The 17,389-nt window shown below is 38.5% G+C and carries 18 protein-coding genes; 1 reads left to right on the forward strand and 17 read right to left on the reverse strand.

Features of this window, described 5'->3' with window-relative positions; translation table 11 throughout:
* Positions 1 to 7 precede the first annotated feature (7 nt).
* Genes FKZ43_RS08690 through FKZ43_RS08765 form a run of 17 tightly spaced genes read right to left on the reverse strand, consistent with a single transcriptional unit; the run spans position 8 to position 16,827 of the window.
* Positions 8 to 994: an AAA family ATPase gene (locus tag FKZ43_RS08690; RefSeq protein WP_140945497.1), complete on the reverse strand. Its 987-nt coding sequence runs from the start codon at positions 992 to 994 to the stop codon at positions 8 to 10.
* Positions 995 to 1,017: 23 nt separating this feature from the next.
* Positions 1,018 to 2,442 (reverse strand): M16 family metallopeptidase, encoded by a 1,425-nt coding sequence (locus FKZ43_RS08695; RefSeq protein ID WP_140945498.1) that lies wholly within the window; start codon positions 2,440 to 2,442, stop codon positions 1,018 to 1,020.
* Between the two features lie 31 nt (positions 2,443 to 2,473).
* Positions 2,474 to 3,811 carry a M16 family metallopeptidase gene (locus FKZ43_RS08700; protein WP_140945499.1) on the reverse strand — a complete coding sequence of 446 codons (1,338 nt, stop codon included), beginning with the start codon at positions 3,809 to 3,811 and terminating at the stop codon, positions 2,474 to 2,476.
* Positions 3,812 to 3,834: 23 nt separating this feature from the next.
* A complete protein-coding gene (locus tag FKZ43_RS08705; protein ID WP_140945500.1) occupies positions 3,835 to 4,398 on the reverse strand; it encodes a Uma2 family endonuclease in 564 nt (187 codons plus the stop codon).
* 13 nt (positions 4,399 to 4,411) lie between these two features.
* The gene (locus FKZ43_RS08710) at positions 4,412 to 5,746 is read right to left on the reverse strand and encodes a M16 family metallopeptidase (RefSeq protein ID WP_140945501.1); all 1,335 of its coding nucleotides are present in this window, start codon (positions 5,744 to 5,746) and stop codon (positions 4,412 to 4,414) included.
* A 31-nt stretch (positions 5,747 to 5,777) separates the two neighbouring features.
* The gene (locus FKZ43_RS08715) at positions 5,778 to 7,058 is read right to left on the reverse strand and encodes a peptidylprolyl isomerase (RefSeq protein ID WP_140945502.1); all 1,281 of its coding nucleotides are present in this window, start codon (positions 7,056 to 7,058) and stop codon (positions 5,778 to 5,780) included.
* Positions 7,052 to 7,837: a peptidylprolyl isomerase gene (locus FKZ43_RS08720; RefSeq protein ID WP_181180315.1), complete on the reverse strand. Its 786-nt coding sequence runs from the start codon at positions 7,835 to 7,837 to the stop codon at positions 7,052 to 7,054. The genes FKZ43_RS08715 and FKZ43_RS08720 overlap by 7 nt, the downstream gene beginning before the upstream one ends.
* Positions 7,815 to 9,803, reverse strand: a complete 1,989-nt coding sequence (locus FKZ43_RS08725) for a peptidylprolyl isomerase (RefSeq protein WP_140945504.1) — start codon at positions 9,801 to 9,803, stop codon at positions 7,815 to 7,817. The genes FKZ43_RS08720 and FKZ43_RS08725 overlap by 23 nt, the downstream gene beginning before the upstream one ends.
* Positions 9,804 to 9,826: 23 nt before the next feature.
* A complete protein-coding gene (gene serS, locus FKZ43_RS08730) occupies positions 9,827 to 11,095 on the reverse strand; it encodes a serine--tRNA ligase (protein ID WP_140945505.1) in 1,269 nt (422 codons plus the stop codon).
* A 14-nt stretch (positions 11,096 to 11,109) separates the two neighbouring features.
* A complete protein-coding gene (locus tag FKZ43_RS08735; RefSeq protein ID WP_140945506.1) occupies positions 11,110 to 11,925 on the reverse strand; it encodes a DNA-methyltransferase in 816 nt (271 codons plus the stop codon).
* Between the two features lie 18 nt (positions 11,926 to 11,943).
* Positions 11,944 to 12,174, reverse strand: a complete 231-nt coding sequence (locus tag FKZ43_RS08740) for a hypothetical protein (RefSeq protein WP_140945507.1) — start codon at positions 12,172 to 12,174, stop codon at positions 11,944 to 11,946.
* A 20-nt stretch (positions 12,175 to 12,194) separates the two neighbouring features.
* Complete coding sequence (locus FKZ43_RS11475) at positions 12,195 to 12,452, reverse strand: hypothetical protein (protein WP_181180316.1); 258 nt, start codon at positions 12,450 to 12,452, stop codon at positions 12,195 to 12,197.
* Positions 12,453 to 12,493: 41 nt separating this feature from the next.
* Positions 12,494 to 13,390, reverse strand: coding sequence for a dTDP-4-dehydrorhamnose reductase (gene rfbD / locus FKZ43_RS08745; RefSeq protein ID WP_140945508.1), 897 nt, complete (start codon positions 13,388 to 13,390; stop codon positions 12,494 to 12,496).
* Positions 13,387 to 14,289, reverse strand: a complete 903-nt coding sequence (locus FKZ43_RS08750) for a carbohydrate kinase family protein (RefSeq protein ID WP_140945509.1) — start codon at positions 14,287 to 14,289, stop codon at positions 13,387 to 13,389. The genes rfbD and FKZ43_RS08750 overlap by 4 nt, the downstream gene beginning before the upstream one ends.
* Positions 14,286 to 14,741, reverse strand: a complete 456-nt coding sequence (gene purE / locus FKZ43_RS08755) for a 5-(carboxyamino)imidazole ribonucleotide mutase (RefSeq protein WP_140945510.1) — start codon at positions 14,739 to 14,741, stop codon at positions 14,286 to 14,288. The genes FKZ43_RS08750 and purE overlap by 4 nt, the downstream gene beginning before the upstream one ends.
* An 8-nt stretch (positions 14,742 to 14,749) precedes the next feature.
* Positions 14,750 to 15,646: an alpha/beta hydrolase gene (locus FKZ43_RS08760; protein WP_140945511.1), complete on the reverse strand. Its 897-nt coding sequence runs from the start codon at positions 15,644 to 15,646 to the stop codon at positions 14,750 to 14,752.
* Positions 15,643 to 16,827: an MFS transporter gene (locus tag FKZ43_RS08765; protein ID WP_140945512.1), complete on the reverse strand. Its 1,185-nt coding sequence runs from the start codon at positions 16,825 to 16,827 to the stop codon at positions 15,643 to 15,645. The genes FKZ43_RS08760 and FKZ43_RS08765 overlap by 4 nt, the downstream gene beginning before the upstream one ends.
* A 241-nt stretch (positions 16,828 to 17,068) precedes the next feature.
* Here FKZ43_RS08765 and FKZ43_RS08770 point away from each other — a divergent pair, with 241 nt between their 5' ends.
* Complete coding sequence (locus FKZ43_RS08770; protein WP_268904468.1) at positions 17,069 to 17,386, forward strand: TaqI family restriction endonuclease; 318 nt, start codon at positions 17,069 to 17,071, stop codon at positions 17,384 to 17,386.
* Positions 17,387 to 17,389 lie beyond the last annotated feature (3 nt).

The following is a 17,389-nucleotide window of genomic DNA, read 5'->3' on the forward strand; positions in this document are numbered from 1 at the left end:
TTTTGCCTCAAATTATTTTTAAAAGTTTTTCAATTATCTCTGGAGTTGAAACTCCATCCGCTTCTGCATTGAAGTTCGTGACAAGTCGGTGTCTTAAAACTGGCAATGCGACAGCCCTTACATCATCAATTGTAGGTGTGTATCTTCCCTCAAGAATTGCCCGTGCTTTTGCACCAAGTATCAAGTATTGCGAAGCCCTTGGACCAGCCCCCCAACTTATCCATCGCTTTATAAAGTCAGGCGCACCATTAAGATTTGGTCGCGTCAGAGAAACAAGCTTCACAGCATATTCAATTACATTGTCAGCCACTGGAACTTTTCGCACAAGGTCTTGCAATTCAAGTATTTCATCACGCTTCAAAACCTTCTCAACCTCCGGTTGATACGAACTTGTCGTCTTCCTGACTATTTCAACCTCCTCATCAAAAGATGGATAATCAATCCAAATGTTGAACATAAACCTATCAAGTTGAGCCTCGGGCAATGGATAAGTTCCCTCCATCTCTATCGGATTTTGCGTTGCTAGAACGAAAAAAGGTTGCTCAAGCTCATGCGTCTGCCCCCCAGCTGTAACACGATACTCCTGCATCGCCTCAAGCAAAGCAGATTGTGTCTTTGGAGGAGTCCTGTTTATCTCATCAGCAAGAACAATGTTTGCAAAAATTGGTCCCTTGACAAATTTAAAAAATTTTTCACCCGTAGTTATGTTCTCCTCAATTACCTCAGTCCCAGTTATATCACTTGGCATTAAATCGGGCGTGAATTGAATTCTGCTGAACTTCAAATCAAGAACTTGCGCAAGCGTTTTTATAAGAAGTGTCTTCGCAAGCCCAGGAACCCCAACCAAAAGACAATGCCCGCGAGCAAAAAGAGCTATCAATAATTCCTCAATTATCTTATCCTGCCCGACAATAACCTTAGCGATCTCAGATTTGATTTTTCTATACGCCAAATTTAACTCTTGGACAATTTCAACATCACTTTTATTTCGCACTTAAATTTCTCCCAATATGTTTTTCATTCAATTTTGTTCCCATCAGCATCATAAACAACAACTGGACCGAATTTCTCAAGGACTGGCTTTATTTGTTTTGAATTCCCAGAGACAACGATCAAAAGTTTATCTGGACGAAGATACCTCCTCGCCGTCTCCTGTATATCCTTTGCAGTTATCTTTTTTACCTCTTCCCTAAACCTGTCATAAAAATCCTTAGGCAAACCGTATATTTCAATCGTCATAACCCTTGAAGCCACCTGTGCCGGGGTTTCAATTTGCAATGGAAACGAACCGACGATGTAATCCTTCGCCATCTTCAATTCATCCTCCGGAACCGGCTCTTCAATTATCCTTTTCAACTCCTTTATTATCTCAACAATGGATGAATCGGTGACCTCATTTCTCACATCTGTTGAGATTATGAAAGGTCCAGGATACAACCTCGCATCAAAAAAGCTACTAGCTCCGTATGTATATCCGTGCGTCTCCCTCAAATTCATATTTATCCTTGAATTGAAATATCCCCCTAATAAAGTGTTAAGCGTATAAACTTTAACATAGTCCTTGTTCTTCCTTTCAATCCCAAGATGACCAATCCTTATCGCTGACTGAACTGCACCTGGCTTGTCAACTATGACAACTCTTGTTTGATTCACATCTTTAACCGTTTGGAATTCCCTGTGTGGATTTTTCCCCTTTTTCCATCCACCGAAGTATTTCTCAACAAGTGGCAATGCTTCAGAAGGGGTTATGTCCCCAGCAAAAATGATAAACGAATTATTCGGTATGAAATGCGTCTGGTAAAACTTAACAAGATCATCTCTTTTCATCTTTTGGATTGATTCCTCGTTCCCACCACTTTCATTTGCATATGGATGTCCTGCAAACAATTCTTTTGAAAACCTTACACCAGCAAGATAGCCCGCTTCTGCTTTTGATTGTTTTATTGATGCAAGGCGCTGTGTTCTAACCCTTTCAATCTCCTCTTCAGGAAATGTCGGATTCAAAACGACATCTTGAAGTATGTCAATCCCAACACCAAGATATTTCTTCAAAACAAGGACGCTGACATTTGTAGCATCCCAGCTAGCTGTTGCATTCAAAGAACCGCCGACGAAATCAATCTCCTCTGCTATCTGAGTTGCGCTTCTTGTCTTCGTACCCTTTGTCAAAAGCTCAGCGGTAACACTTGCAAGCCCAGGCAATTCACCATCATAAGTTGAACCACTTTTAACGACAAAACTAACATAAACGATCGGCTGTTCGTGATTTTCAATCACTATGACTTTAAGACCATTCGGAAGTGTTTTCTCGTAATATGACGGAAATTTAACCTTGCTTTCAGGACCTGGTTTAGGTGGTTTAGTTCTGTCAATTTTCTCCTGTGAATTTGAAACCGTTGATAAAAGTATCACCATGAAAAACATCCCTATTTTTTTCAACATAACTTTCCTCCCAAAAATTTGTTGTCTAAATTTAATTCGTTTTGGGTAGATAATGCAAAATCACCCTGTTATTTGAAGTTAAATACTTTTGAGCAACTCGCTTTATATCTTCAACCGTAACTTTTCTATATTTGGCTATTTCCGTGTTTATCAAGCCAGCGTCTTTGAAAAATGTGTAATAATGCGCAAGCAAATCCGCCTTGCCTTGAACAGTTTGCCTTGCTGAGACAAACGCCGACTCAATCTTGTTCTTTGCCTTTTCAAGTTCCTTTTCATCAACGCCATGATTTTTTATCTTTTCAATCTCCTCATCAATCACTTTCTCAAGCGTGTCAGAACCAAACCCGGGATTTGAAATAGCGTAAATCAAAAACAAACCAGGATGTTCCCTGACATCTGCGAATGTCTCAACCTCATTTGCGATTTTATCCTTGTAAACAAGTCGTTGATACAACCTTGAACTCTCACCGACAGAAAGTATATTTGAAAGAAGTGTCAAAGCATATGAGTCGGGATTCCCTTCCTCTGGGATTCTATAACTCATAAATACAGCTGGAAGAGGTGCATTTACATCTTCAACGACTTCCCTAACTTCGCCATCAAGTGGTTCGTCAAAGGGAGATGGTCGCGGGATTTGATCAGGTCCTCTCTTTATTTCACCAAAATACCTCTGAACAAGCTCCTTTGTCCTCTCAATATCAATATCTCCCGCTATGACAAGCACAGCATTGTTTGGGACATAAAATGTCTCATAAAATTCCCTGACATCATCCATACTTGCGTTATCAAGATGTTCTTGATAGCCAATCACTGGCCATCTATACGGATGCTTTTTATAGCTTTTCTCCGAAATTTTAATCCAAGCCGAACCATAGGGTCTATTCTCGTAACGCCAACGCCTTTCCTCCTTAACAACTTCCCTCTGGGTTTTCAAACTTATCTCCTGAATTGAAAAGCCAAGCATTCTATCGGACTCAAGCCAAAGCGCAAGCTCAAGATAGTTTGAAGGCAAAACCTCGTAATAATTCGTCTTATCCTCCGTCGTGTAAGCATTATCATAACCTCCTGCCTGCGTTATGTACTTATCAAATTCACCCCTCTTCACATTCATTGAGCCATCAAACATCAAATGTTCAAACAAATGGGCAAATCCCGTCTTATTTTCCCTCTCGTTTTTTGAACCAACATGATAACATATATTCACAGCAACTATAGGCGTGGAATGATCCTCGTGAAGTATAACATGAAGTCCATTATCAAGCGTGAATTCAACAAAATCAACCTTTCCCTCGCTCTGAGGATAAATTTCAATCGGCTTAAACACAATTACGCTCATAATTAAAGCCAATGTTAGTTTTAAATTTTTCATCGCAACTCCCCATTATTTTCAAATTACGCTTTTGAAAATTTCTCAAGTTCAACTTCAAAATCTTGGATTATTTTTGAGCTGGCTTTCCCCGTTTCATAACCAAAAAAGTGAAGTTTAAACTTTCCACTTTCAAGCGTGAAAATTTGAATTGCTTTATTTGCTGGATCAACAATCCAATACTCCTTAACCCCAAACTTTTCATAAATTTCCCTCTTGACATTCATATCGTTATAAATTGAAGATGGCGAGATTATCTCAACCACGAGGTCAGGCACCCCGAAAATCGCCTTCTCCTTCAAAATCCCAAAATTATCCCTTGAAACAAAAACGATATCCGGCTGAAAAACATTTTCCTCACTTAACACGACATCAACAGGCGCATAATAAACAACACCGAGGTTTTTCTCTCGGACATAGTTCCACATCAAGTATTCAAGATTCCTTGATATATCCTGATGAAACAAATTCGGTGCCAGAACCATGAAAAGCTCCCCATTAATTATCTCATACCTTTCCTCATCCGGAAGTTTAAGGTAATCTTGATAAGTCCAACGCTTTGCCTCTATTTTGACCGTCTCCTGACTCATAATATTCACCCAATTATTTTGAAGTTTTTTGCTCCTTTGGGAAATAATAAAGCACAACTGAATTTTCAGGTTTGAGATACTTAACCGCCGAATCACGAATCTCCTCCCGGGTGATGGAAAGAATTTTATCAAGTTCGCGGTTTATCTCATCGGTATTTTTATGGATGACATAGTAATGAGCAAGCTGATCTGCTTTTGATAAAACAGTTTGATAGCTTGAAATTGTCTGTGCTTCCGTTTGATTTTTGACCTTTTGAAGCTCCCTTTCGGAGATAAGTTCTTTTTGTATCTTTTCAATCTCATTCCATATCTCCCTTTCAACTTCCTCTGGCTTGTGACCTATTGAGCAGTAAGCATCAATTTTAAACACTCCAGCATCTTCCATACCTATCGCATAGACATTGACATTTTGAGCGATTCTCTTCTCATAGACAAGTTTTTGATAAAGTCGCGAACTCCTACCCGAACCAAGCACATTAGCAAGAAGATCAAGCGCATAAAAATCCCTTTCCCCATCTTTAGGTATCCTAAAAGCGATGAAAACAGCGGACAATCTAACATTGTCATAAATCGTATCCCGCACTTGCTGTGTTAAAGGTGGTTCAACGACATTAGGTCTTTTTATCTCGTACTTTCCCCTCGGTATATCACCGAAGTATTTCTGCACGAGATTTTTTGTCTTTTCAACATCAATATCACCAGCGATCACTAAAACAGCGTTGTTAGGAACATAATAGGTCTCAAAAAATTTTTTAACTTCTTCAAGTTTCGCAGCGTTTAGATGTTCCATATAACCTATGACGGGCCACCTATACGGATGTACCTTAAAAAGCCGTTTGAATGTCTCCTCCCATTGCGTCCCATAGGGACGATTATCAACCCTCCATCGTCTCTCCTCCTTAACAACCTCACGCTGATTGTCAAGATTTTCCTGATTGACATTTAAGCTCATCATCCTGTCGGATTCAAGCCACAGGACAAGCTCAAGTTGATTTGATGGAACAACTTGAAAATAATTTGTTCTATCCCAATTGGTTGAACCGTTAAAGATACCACCCGCTTTCTGAATGTAAGCCATATGTTCGGCTTTTCTAACATTTGCAGAGCCCTGAAACATCATATGCTCAAAAAGATGTGCAAACCCCGTCCTTTCCGGGTCTTCATTTTTTGAGCCAACATGATACCAAATATCAACAGCAACTATCGGGGTTGAGTGGTCCTCGTGTAGTATGACATGCAAACCATTAGGCAGGTCATATTCAATGAAATTAATCTTCCCGGGTTTAACTTGCGAAAAAACCTCAACAACAAGGAAGAAAAGCAAAAAACTTAAAATTTTAAAACGCATATCTTTACCCTCAAATTTTTATTTTGACTTTTCAGCGATAATCCTCAGCAATATAAACATAAACATCTTTCTTCAACTGTTCAAGCCACTTTTGGTATTCTCTATTTTGTTTTTCAATCAAAGCATACTGATAAATCCGCATGTAGTCGTCTTTTAAGTTCATCCTATGAGCTGGTATTCTTCTTTTCAGAAGGACGATATGATAGGCGTATGAGTTTCCATAACTCATTTTAATCGGTCTTGAAATTTCACCTTCACTGAGGGACTGGACTACATCCTTAAGTTCAGGGTCAAGTTCATTAACCGGAACAGAGCCAAGATATCCACCTTGTAATTTCGTTGATTCATCTTCGCTAAATTTTTTCGCCATATCTTCAAACTTTGCACGACCGGTTATAATTTGATATCTTATTTCTTCAAGTTTTGAAATCACAACTTTATCACTTTCCTCCGTCAAAGGAACCTTGAAAAGGATATGTCTTGGATGTACTTGCTCACCCCTTCTTTCAAGCAATTGAATTATATGATAGCCGAAAGGCGTCCTAATGACATCCGAAACCTGACCTTCTTGCAATCTAAAAACCGCTTCTTCAAATTCTTTTACAAACATTCCACGCCTAACCCAGCCTAAATCACCACCATCTCTTGCGGTTGCCCTGTCCTCAGAATATACCCTGGCAAAATACGCAAAATCCCCACCCGACCTTATACTGTCAAGAATTGCCACCGCCCTCTTATAAACCGATTGTTCAACGGAATCCGTTGGCTTCGGAATTAACATGATATGATAAAGTTCAACCATCTCCGGAACCTCAGGCAAACTATCCTTATAAGCCTTGTAAAACTCCTCCACCTCATAACCAGAAACGGTCATCATGCCAAATTTCTGTTGCTTCATCTTCTCTATCATCAACCTCTTCTTAACATCTTCCCTTAACTCACGCTTTATCCTCCCTATCGGCATCCCGTAAATTTCTTCAATCCTTTGCTCAGAACCATACTGGCGGACAAGCATCTGAATTTGAGCGTCTATTTGCCTTAACACCTCATCATCGGAAACAACTATTGTATCCTCAATTGCTTTGGTCAAAACAATCTTATCATTTATCATCTCCTCTAAAACATACCTTTTCAGATTCGGATCGTTCGGATTGAGATTGTTTTGAATTGCGAAAATATATGTCTGATAATTCAAATCCGATTCAAGTATGATTTCGTTACCAACGATAGCAACTATCCTGTCAAGGGTTCTTTGTTGTGCAAACGATGTAAAAGATAAAAAAAGCAAAAATAAAATTTTCATCCTCACCATCTCACCTCATAATTGTATTTTTTTCTCAAGTTTGAGACCAAACTATCAAGCAAACGGTTTTGCTTTTCAACTATAGCCCTCTGTTTGACATCATCGGCGACAAGTTCAAAATCAGCACTTTCCCCGGGCTCTATTTTATCATAAAGGTAAATCAAAAAATAACTATCACCCGACCTAACGGGGAAAGAAACCTCCCCTGGGCTTAGGTTCCAGGCAACCTTCCAAAGATCAGAAGATGATATACTGAGCTGATCAAAATATCTTGACTCAACAATTTCAAGAACGCTTGACTCCGAAATTAAACCAGAAATCGCTTCTTTAAAATTTCTTGTTCTTGTGATTCTACCTCTTAAAATACTGGCATCAGTCCTTGACTTTAACTTCACATAGCCAATTTTGACAAAGGGTCTATCAAGTATAAATTCGTCTTTATGCTTTTGATAAAATTCTCTTACTTCATCGTCTGATAAACTACTCGCCTTTCTCACTATTTCATCCTGCACGAATTTGTTAATAATAAGTGATTTCCTAAACTCATTTACCATTCGCTCAATCTTTTCGTCTTTTTTATCATAACCTCTTTCAAGCGCCTCCTTATAAATCAAGTTGTTGATAATCCACTTGTCAATGTAATTTCTCACGAAGCTTGAATCAAGCCCAGCAACATCCCGCCTTAAAAGATATTCACCATCAACCCTTGCAATGTAATCTTCGTTTCCGGTCTTTTTTGAGCATCCGAAAACCATAGCGAGTAAACTAACGATTAAAAGCCTTTTCAAGCGCTTTTTCATTTACAACTACCCTATATTTCTTTTTCAGCGACTCAACCCATTCATTTTCAAGTCGCTTTAACTCTTGCTCCTGAACTGAGCTTGCTACTTCGCTAAATGCTTCCTCAAATGTTTTCACTCGGCTTGGTTCCTTACCCGTAACTTTTACGATTGAAAAACCACCTTGAAACCTCACCGGTTCAGATACATCATTTACTTTCATATTCCAAGCCATCCATGCGATTTCATTTTCACTTGCCGAGACAAGCCCCCAATCACCTCTCTTTTCCCGCATCCCGGGTCTCTCGGTGTATCTTTCAGCAAGCGAATCAAAATCAACCCCTTTCAAAATTTGTGAGTAAATGTCCTTAGCAAGCGATTCGCTCTTAACCCATATCTCACTAAACCTGACCCTGTCTGGGAACCTATAATTTTCCTTGTTCTTCTCATAATAACTCCTCAACTTCTCCTCATTCAAGTCAATCCTATCCCAAACCATTTTTTGCTCAACATAATAAAGCAAAACACCATCAACGAACTCTTTAAGTTCGTTCTTAAACTCGGGATAAATCTTCTCAACATTCCTCGCCCTATACTCAGTTAATTTCATCTCAACCATCCTATCAAGAACAGAACGCATAGAAAAGCGATCAAATTTTTTCCCAGAAAACTCAGCGCTCCTTTTGATTATTTTTATCGCTGAGTCAAGCGTTATTTTAACATCGGCAAACTCAAATAAAACTTTCCTTCTATCGTCGCCCGTATAAACACTGTCCCAGTTTTCATGAGAAGTCGTCTTTGACGTATCCGCTTTTGACAAGAAAAATTCAAATGTTTGCTCATTCAACTTGAAATTATACTCCCTTTTCAAACGCTCAACATACCTTTTGAAATCATACTCAAGACGATATGACTGATATAACTTGTTCAAATCATCAACGATCTCATCAAACGGTTTAACTGGTACAATTTCCGTCACCTTAACTATGTGATATCCCCACCTTGTCCTTATGATATCGCTTATATCACCAACCTTTGCGTTAAACATAAATTGATCAATCTCCCTATATGCTTGACCCCTTGAATAATACCCAGCATCCCCACCACGTTGCACAGAAAACCTATCATCGGAATGTCTTTTTGAAAGCTCACCGAAATCAAATCCATTTCTTAAACTATCAAGAACTGCCTTCATCTCATTATAAAGCCTAAGCGTATCTTCAGGTGTTGCGTTTCTTTCAATTTTCCGTCCAATATGACTTATGCGAATCATCTCAACCCTCGGCTTTCGGTCAAGAACTTCTATGATATGATATCCAAACTTACTTCTAACAGGTTCTTGTGTTCTCTCACCAGGTCTCATTGAATAACAAGCATCCTCAAACTCCGGAACCATAGCTCCAGCTGTGAAATAATACAAATCACCACGATTAAAAATCACAGATGGATCGTCAGAATAATCAAGCGCAACGGAATCCCAAGAAGCCCCAGCATTGAGCTTCTCAATTGCCTCCTTCGCACGCTTATATGCAGAGAGAGTATCTGTGCCATTAATTTGAATAAGTATATGTCTTGCCCTTATTTCTTCCTTCCTCCTCTCATAAAGTTGCTTTAATCCCGGGTCAACAACTTCCCTTTTCGTCAAATACGAAAGCGCAAGTGTAGTGTAATAATCTTTCACCTCACTTTGAACTCTCGGGTCACGATCCAATTTTTGAGCTTTGGCATCAAGGACTTTAAGTTTAAATCTTATCAAAAGGTCAAGGTAATTTTTCCTCTCATCAATTGATTTTTCCTTCGCTTTTGAAACCCCACCGTTGTTTCTCGCAAATGACCTTTCAAATTCATCAAGCGTTATAACTTCACTGCCAATTTTAGCGACATACTCTCTTTTTTCAACGACCCCGATATTTTTCAAAAAGGCACATCCTGAAATTAAAAACACAAACGAAATCAATGTTATGTTCTTTTTCATACTTTGATCCAATTCTTTTGTTTTCACTCAATTATTGTAAAACCAGTGTACTTATGAAGAACTTTTGGAACGATGACTTTCCCCTCCGGGGTTTGATAATTTTCAAGAAGCGCGACCATCAACCTTGATGTTGCGAGCCCCGAACCATTAAGCGTATGGACGAACTCAGGTTTTGATTTTCTATCACGCCTAAATCTGACATTCATCCTCCTTGCTTGGAAGTCCTCAAAATTGCTACAACTTGACGCCTCAAGCCATTTCTTTTCCGCTGGGGACCAAACCTCAATGTCATATGTCTTAGCCGATGCGAAACTCATATCCCCTGTGCAAAGCAAAACAACCCTATAGGGAATGTTAAGAAGTTGAAGAACTTCTTCCGCATCCCTGACAAGTGATTCAAGCTCATCGTAAGATGTCTCTGGCGTTGTAAACTTAACAAGTTCAACCTTGTTAAATTGATGAACTCTCAAAAAACCCTTCGTTTCCCTTCCCCACGAGCCAGCTTCTCTCCTGAAGCAAGCCGAATAAGCGACATATTTTTTCGGAAGTTCACTTATATCAAGGATTTCATCGCGATGGATGTTTGTGACAGGAACTTCCGCTGTTGGTATCAAATAAAGGTCATCCTCGGGACAATAATACATATCATCTTTAAGCTTTGGAATTTGCCCAGTGCCACGCATTGAAGCTTCATTCACGAGGAACGGCGGGAAAACCTCTGTATAACCATGCTTTTGAATGTGAAGGTCAAGCATAAAATTTATCAATGCCCTTTCAAGTGTCGCCCCCTTTCCAATGTAAAGAGGAAAACCACTGCCTGTCAACTTCGCCCCGCGTTCAAAATCAATTATTCCAAGTTTTTTCCCAAGCGTTAAATGGTCTTTTATCTCAAAATCAAACTCCGGAATTTCCCCCCACATCCTAACAACAACATTATCATTTGCATCCTTTCCAACTGGGACCGAACTATGCGGTATATTCGGCAACCAAAGCAAAAGGTTTTCAAGCTCGGTTTCAACCTTCTTAAGTTCAGCATCAATGGATTTAATTTCATCCGAGACCTTTCTCATTTCCTCAATCAAATCGGTTGCATCCTTGCCTTGTTTTTTTAGGTTCGCTATTTCCTCCGTCACATCATTTCGCCTTGCCTTCAAAGCGTCACCCTTTTTGATCAACTCACGCCTTCTTTCATCAAGTTTCAAAATCTCATCAACAGTGTCCCTATCCCCTTTCAATCTGATAGCATTTTTAACAACCTCGGGATTTTCCCTTATAAATTTAAGGTCAAGCATTTCTTGTGAAAAATTTATTTTTTTAATTTTCTATCCCATAAACCCATCTCCTTCCTCTCCTCAAATGTCAACTCAACTGCATGCAATGAAATCTCTTTTAAAACCCTATTTCTCTCCTTCTCAGCTTGATCAAGTCGTTTTAAAGTGTAATCTACATAATCTTTTGAAATATCTACGCCAATATAATCGTGTCCCAAAATTTTCGCTGCAACAAGCACTGTCCCAGTCCCACAAAACGGATCAATAACTATTCCCTTTCCATCCAAAATTGAGTAAATGATTCTCGTCGGTAATTCAATCGGAAACACCGCTGGATGTTCTTTATGCCCTGGTTCAGGTCTTATCTCCCAAACTGAGGTAAATTTTGCATGTTCTGGTCTTAACTCCTCTGGCTTACCCTTAACCAACCAATAAATCCTCTCATCAACTTGCCAAAACCTCCAACCCCTTATATTCCCCGCTATCTTTCTATTCCAAACTATTTCCTGCCAAAACGTCCACTTCGTTTTTAAAAGCCACTCAATCGGATGAATCATCCTTCCGTTTTCATATCTAACCTTGTGATTATAAAAGAAAGAACCACCAGGTTTTATGATTCTAAACAATTCGTTTAAAACATCAACTTGCCATTTTTGATAATCTTCCTCAGGCAAAACATCCCTTACTCCTTTGTAAACGACTTTATCAACGAGCCAACCGCCGTATCGCTCTTTTTTGTTGTATGGTGGTGAAGTTATCCCAAGATCAACACTATCAGAGGGAATTTGAACAAGAACCTCAAGGACATCACCATTGATCACCTTATTCAGGAAATTTTCAATTGGAAGCATGTCAAATCTCTCTACTTTTTAAAAAAGATAAAATCTACTATTGATATACTTGCTGAACTTCCCCAAAGCATCGCTTCGGTAGATAACCTTTAAATCACTGCAATTTCTATAATCGTTAAATGTAAACGAAGCCGAACGCAAATATTCTCCCGGTTCTCTTTTGCCTTCTGGAAATTTCCTTTTTAACTGTCTTTCAATTCTATCACAGCTAAATGGAAACTCAAGTATGTAAACCAACCTTCCATTCACAAATCCACTTACCAGTATGTTTAAGTTTTGATTCTTATCCTTTTCAAACCTCTGGCTCCAACAGTTAGTTTATAACCGTTATACCCAAGTTTCTCTTCTATCGGTTCATAACCAGCAATATAAAGTTTTGACGAATTCTTGTCGTTGAAGTAAATTGTCAAAAAATCTATCAATGTTGACATTAGAGTCGGCTTAGATAACGAATTAAGAAAACTCTGCAATTCTTGTGAAGAGCCAACCGAATAAAGTTTGATTATCTCCTGCAAATTTTTATTCATTCAAGCATTCTTTTTAATTTTACCAAAAATTGAAAACAAACTCAAACATCAAGTTCAAACTTAAACTGACGAATTCCATCTTCAACGCCATAGGGTTTAAGACCGAGTTCTGCCTCCGCTTTCAAAGTTATCAAACCCGACTTCAAAGGTCTGGGCGCGACCTGATTTAACTCGGATGTCTTCACGGGAATTATAAGCTCGCGATCAAAGCTGAAAATTTCAGCAAGCTTAACTGCAAAATCATATCTGCTTACAAAATCCCTGCCCCCAACATTATAAATCCCTTCTTTATCAAACTCAACAACTTTTAAAATTGCAAAAGCAAGGTCATCAACATAAGTTGGATTACCAATCTGATCGATGACCACCTTAATTTTTTCACCCGACGAAAGTTTGTTATAAAGCCAAAGGGCGAAATTACTTTTGACATTTTTACCAACACCGTAAAGGACATTCGTCCTTAAAATCGCAAATCTTATACCCCCAATCTTGATCTCGTTCTCGCTTGCGAGCTTTGTTCTGCCGTAATAATTTATCGGATTCGGAATCGCATTCTCATCGTAGGGACCATTTTTTCCGTCAAAGATATAATCCGTTGAGATATGTATCAACTTCGCATCAACTCTGCGGGCTGAATGGACGAGATTTCTCACCCCCTCAACATTCACACGCCAAGCAAGTTCACGATTTAACTCGCAACCATCAACATTTGTATAAGCTGCTGTATTAACTATAACATCCGGATTAAAATAAACGACAAGATTTTTAACATCGCTTCTATTCGTTATATCAAGCATAGTGTAATCAAAACCCTCAGCCTCAAGAAATGTTCTGGGCTCTTTTGCCGTTGCAAGAATCTCTGCAGATGTGCTCTTCAAAAAAACCTTCAAAACCCTCTGCCCAAGCAATCCGTGACATCCGGTTATCATAACCCTCATCTTTTGACAAGCTCTTTGAGTTTATCTATCTGCGTTGACCCGGGTATTGTCGCATTCAATCCGGCGACGAAATTTGCAAAATCCGTTGATGCTATGGGATTTTTCGTCTTTGAAAATTTATAAAAAAATGCAGAACCAAAAACATCACCGCAACCAGTTGGGTCAACAACTTCAACATCGTAGGCCTTTAAATCAGCTCTTTTTAGACCATTATCAAAATAATAAACCGTTGCGCCAAGATTCGCCCTCGTTATGACCATCGCTTTAACCCCGAGTTTCAAAACCTCCTCAGCAAGCTCATCATCACTCCAACCCGGTTCCCCAATTGATTTTGATTCAAACTCATTCATCTGCACAGTATCAACATTCTCAAACCATTCCCTCCAATCTCGCAATCTCACCCTATATCTGATATTTTTCTCATCAACCCCAAGCGTCATGCTGTGAACATCAAAATGAATATAACAGCTGTAATTTCCCCTCAACTTTTTCAATGTTCCAAGTTCAACATCAAATCCAGAAATCATATTTATAAAAATTCCATCAACACCAACATCCATCAAATATCTAATCTTATCAAACCCAATCGGCTTCGCTATATGAACGGAACATTCCGTTCTTTCTTTCCTATCCTGATAAAAAAGATGAACACGATTTGTAAGCCCCGGAAACTTAAAAATCCCATCAACAACCACATTTCGGTATGCTTTTAACCTTTCAATAAATTTATCATAATCAACTTCTCCAACGCCGAACACAGGATAAATTAAATCTCCACGATCAACAATGTTAGCAAGCGAAGCCAAAGAAAAAAATATCCCACCATAACTTTGAACCTCACTTCCATCTGGTAGATGAATTACATCAAGGCATAAATGTCCAATGATTCCATATTTCATAATTTTGAACCCTTTGACCTAAACTCTTCAAGTTTCCTTTTCAAATCTTCATTTTGTAAGGCGAGCATTTGAACAGCGAGAACAGCTGCATTCACAGCGCCTGCTTTCCCAATTGCAACGGTCGCAACTGGAATACCCGGGGGCATTTGAACTATTGAATAAAGAGAATCAACCCCGTTTAATTCCGAAGATGGGATTGGAACACCTATAACCGGCAGCGTCGTATTCGCAGCTATCACCCCTGGCAAATGAGCAGCCATACCAGCACCCGCAATTATAACCTTAAAACCTCTTTCTTCAGCATTTCTAGCAAACTCAATCGTCTCAAGCGGATTCCTATGCGCAGATAAAACCATTTTCTCATATTCAACACCGAAATACTGCAGATATCGCTCACAGTTTTTCATTATCTCATCATCGCTTGCGCTACCCATCACAATTGCAACCTTCATAAAATCTCCTAATTTATTTTTGATCGACACGATGATTTCAAAAAAGCAAGTATTCTCTCTTTATAAGCATCACCAACGATATCCCAAGAGTTCACATGTCCTGCATTATCAACAAGGAATAACTCACCTTTAGCGGTATATCTAAAAAGAACCTCTGAATGCCACGGTTTTACTGTTTCATCATTTTTGCCATGAATGTAAAGAACAGGGCAAGAAATTCTCTTGACATAGTCAAGTGGTGAAATCTCGTTAACTTTTAGCCCGGATATCCTCTCACAATTTTCAAGGATTTTATCCGTTAAAAATTTTGAAGCGAACTTAAATTTTGTTTTTTGATACTCATAAATCAAATCGTAAAAATTTGAAAAACTTCCCTCAGCTATTACAGCGCAAACGCGATTATCTATACCAGCCGTTTGAAGCGCAACCGCCCCACCAAGCGAAATCCCAAACAGTGAAACCGGAAGGTCTGGATACCTTTTCAAAATAAAACTTATCCACTCGGACAGATCAAACTTTTCAAAATATCCATATGTGCAAAACCTCCCGCCACTTTCACCATGATAGCGCAGGTCAATCAATAAAACATTGTAGCCGTTTTCACTTAAAAATTTTGCCCTTTTCAAACCAAAAGCTTTATTTGTATATGTTCCGTGAATATAAATCACATTACCGATCGGGTCACCAACTGACTTGACAAGCCATCCTTTTAAATCAACACCGTCAAACGACTTTATTTGGACATCTTCATATTCAAGCCCCAAGTCAGACGGTGAGGTAACAACCTTACCATCAATCAAAAAATTTTTTTGTCTCGGTTTTAAAATCCTCATAGGTCCAATGTAACTCACAACTAAAACATAGGCAAAAATCAAAGAAAGCATCAAAATTATAATTAAACTCATCCTTCTCCCTTATCTATATTTTTGTCCTTTGAATTAGCTCTGTTATAAACACTAACTGCAAGCAAGAAACTCAATCCCATCGTTAAAGCCCCAAGCATAAAAGGAGCTCTATGACCGAGATGCCCATATAAAAATCCACCTGTTGATGGTCCCAAAACTCTTGCCAAACTTGAAAGCGATTGCCCCAAACCAAGGGTAAGACCCTGGAATTCACTTTTAGCACGCCTTGAAATCAAACTCAAAACAGTCGGAGTCGTCACACCACTCCCAGATGTAAAGAAAGTTACTGAAATAAAAAATTGATAAAAGTTTAATGATAAAACCATCCCAATAAGACCCAATCCCATAAACAAAGTCCCGAAAATTAAAATCTTCTCACCCTCAAATTTCTTTGAAATCCTGCCAACGAGAAATCCTTGAGTGAAAACGCCGATAGCACCAACATAACCGAATAAAAGCCCATTGTGCGACGCATCAAATGAAAATGTATCTTTCGTAAATAAGGGAAAAACGACATAATTTAGAGAAATCCCAAAAGTTATAACGAAGAAAGTAAAGTATAGGAAAACAAGCAACCTATCAGATATAATTTTTAACATACTTGAACCGTAGCTAAATCTATTTTCCGAGCGAGAATGTCTTTGCGGTTCTGGAAGGAATTTATAAGCGAGGAAAAAGTTTAAAAGCGAAAGTCCCGAGGCAAATAATATAGGGACATTATACCCAAATCTACTTAAAACTCCTCCGATCAAAGGTCCAACTATAAACCCTATGCCAAAACCAGCTCCAACTATTCCCATTCCCCTTGCTCTTTCCTCAGGGGGAGTTATATCTGCGATATACGCTTGAGCTGTTGCTATATTTGCTCCCATTAACCCAGCCAGCATTCTTGAAATGAACAAAACTTCAAGTGACTTTGCAAAGGCAAAAATTAAATAAGACAAAAAAGACCCAAAAACACTTAAAAGAATCACAGGTCTTCTCCCAACCCTGTCGGATATCCTTCCCCAAATTGGATTAAAAATAAATTGCATAAGTGAAAAAGAAGAAACCAAAAGTCCAACTTGGGAAGAACTTGCGCCATAGCTTAAAGCGTAGAACGGAAGAAGTGGTATAACTATTCCAAAACCAATCAGGTCTATCAATACGGTCAAAAAGATAACACCAAGACGATTTATCATACGAGAGAAAAATTTCCTTTTTTAAAAATTTAAAAATAAGCGGTCGCTATTCCAAATTTAACACTTGTCAAATTAAAATCTTTTTGATATTTTCCTAAAAAAACAAAAACACAGCTTATGTCCATTGCAAAACGATATTATTATAAAATGGTAAGTGGTTTCCCTGTAAATTTCTACTACCTCATCATCCGATAAGTCAAATTCTTGGATTAGTAGATCATTTCTTCTCAGGAAAGGGATATTGGATTTTTGCTATATGCTTGAATATATCTGCAAGAAGAAAGGTAAGAATCTAAAATTAGAATGCAATGCCGAGTTAGATACGATAAATTTTCAGGTTGCAAAAATAACCCAGAGAAAAGAAGCAAGATCTGGAAAAAGAAAGATGAAAATAATTCAAGTTCCATACGCTGTGTTCAACATAGAAGAGCTTAAAAGGAAACTTGTAAGCCCACGCACAAAAAATAAAATTAAGTATGAAATTTATTTTGGAAAATGGTTTTGTAGCTTTCAGCAAAAGCTATGTGCAAATACAGGAAGAGCTACAAAGAGAAATTGATAA

Origin of the sequence: Candidatus Thermokryptus mobilis, assembly GCF_900070205.1 — a bacterium.
Lineage (GTDB): Bacteria > Bacteroidota > Ignavibacteria > Kryptoniales > Kryptoniaceae > Kryptonium > Kryptonium mobile.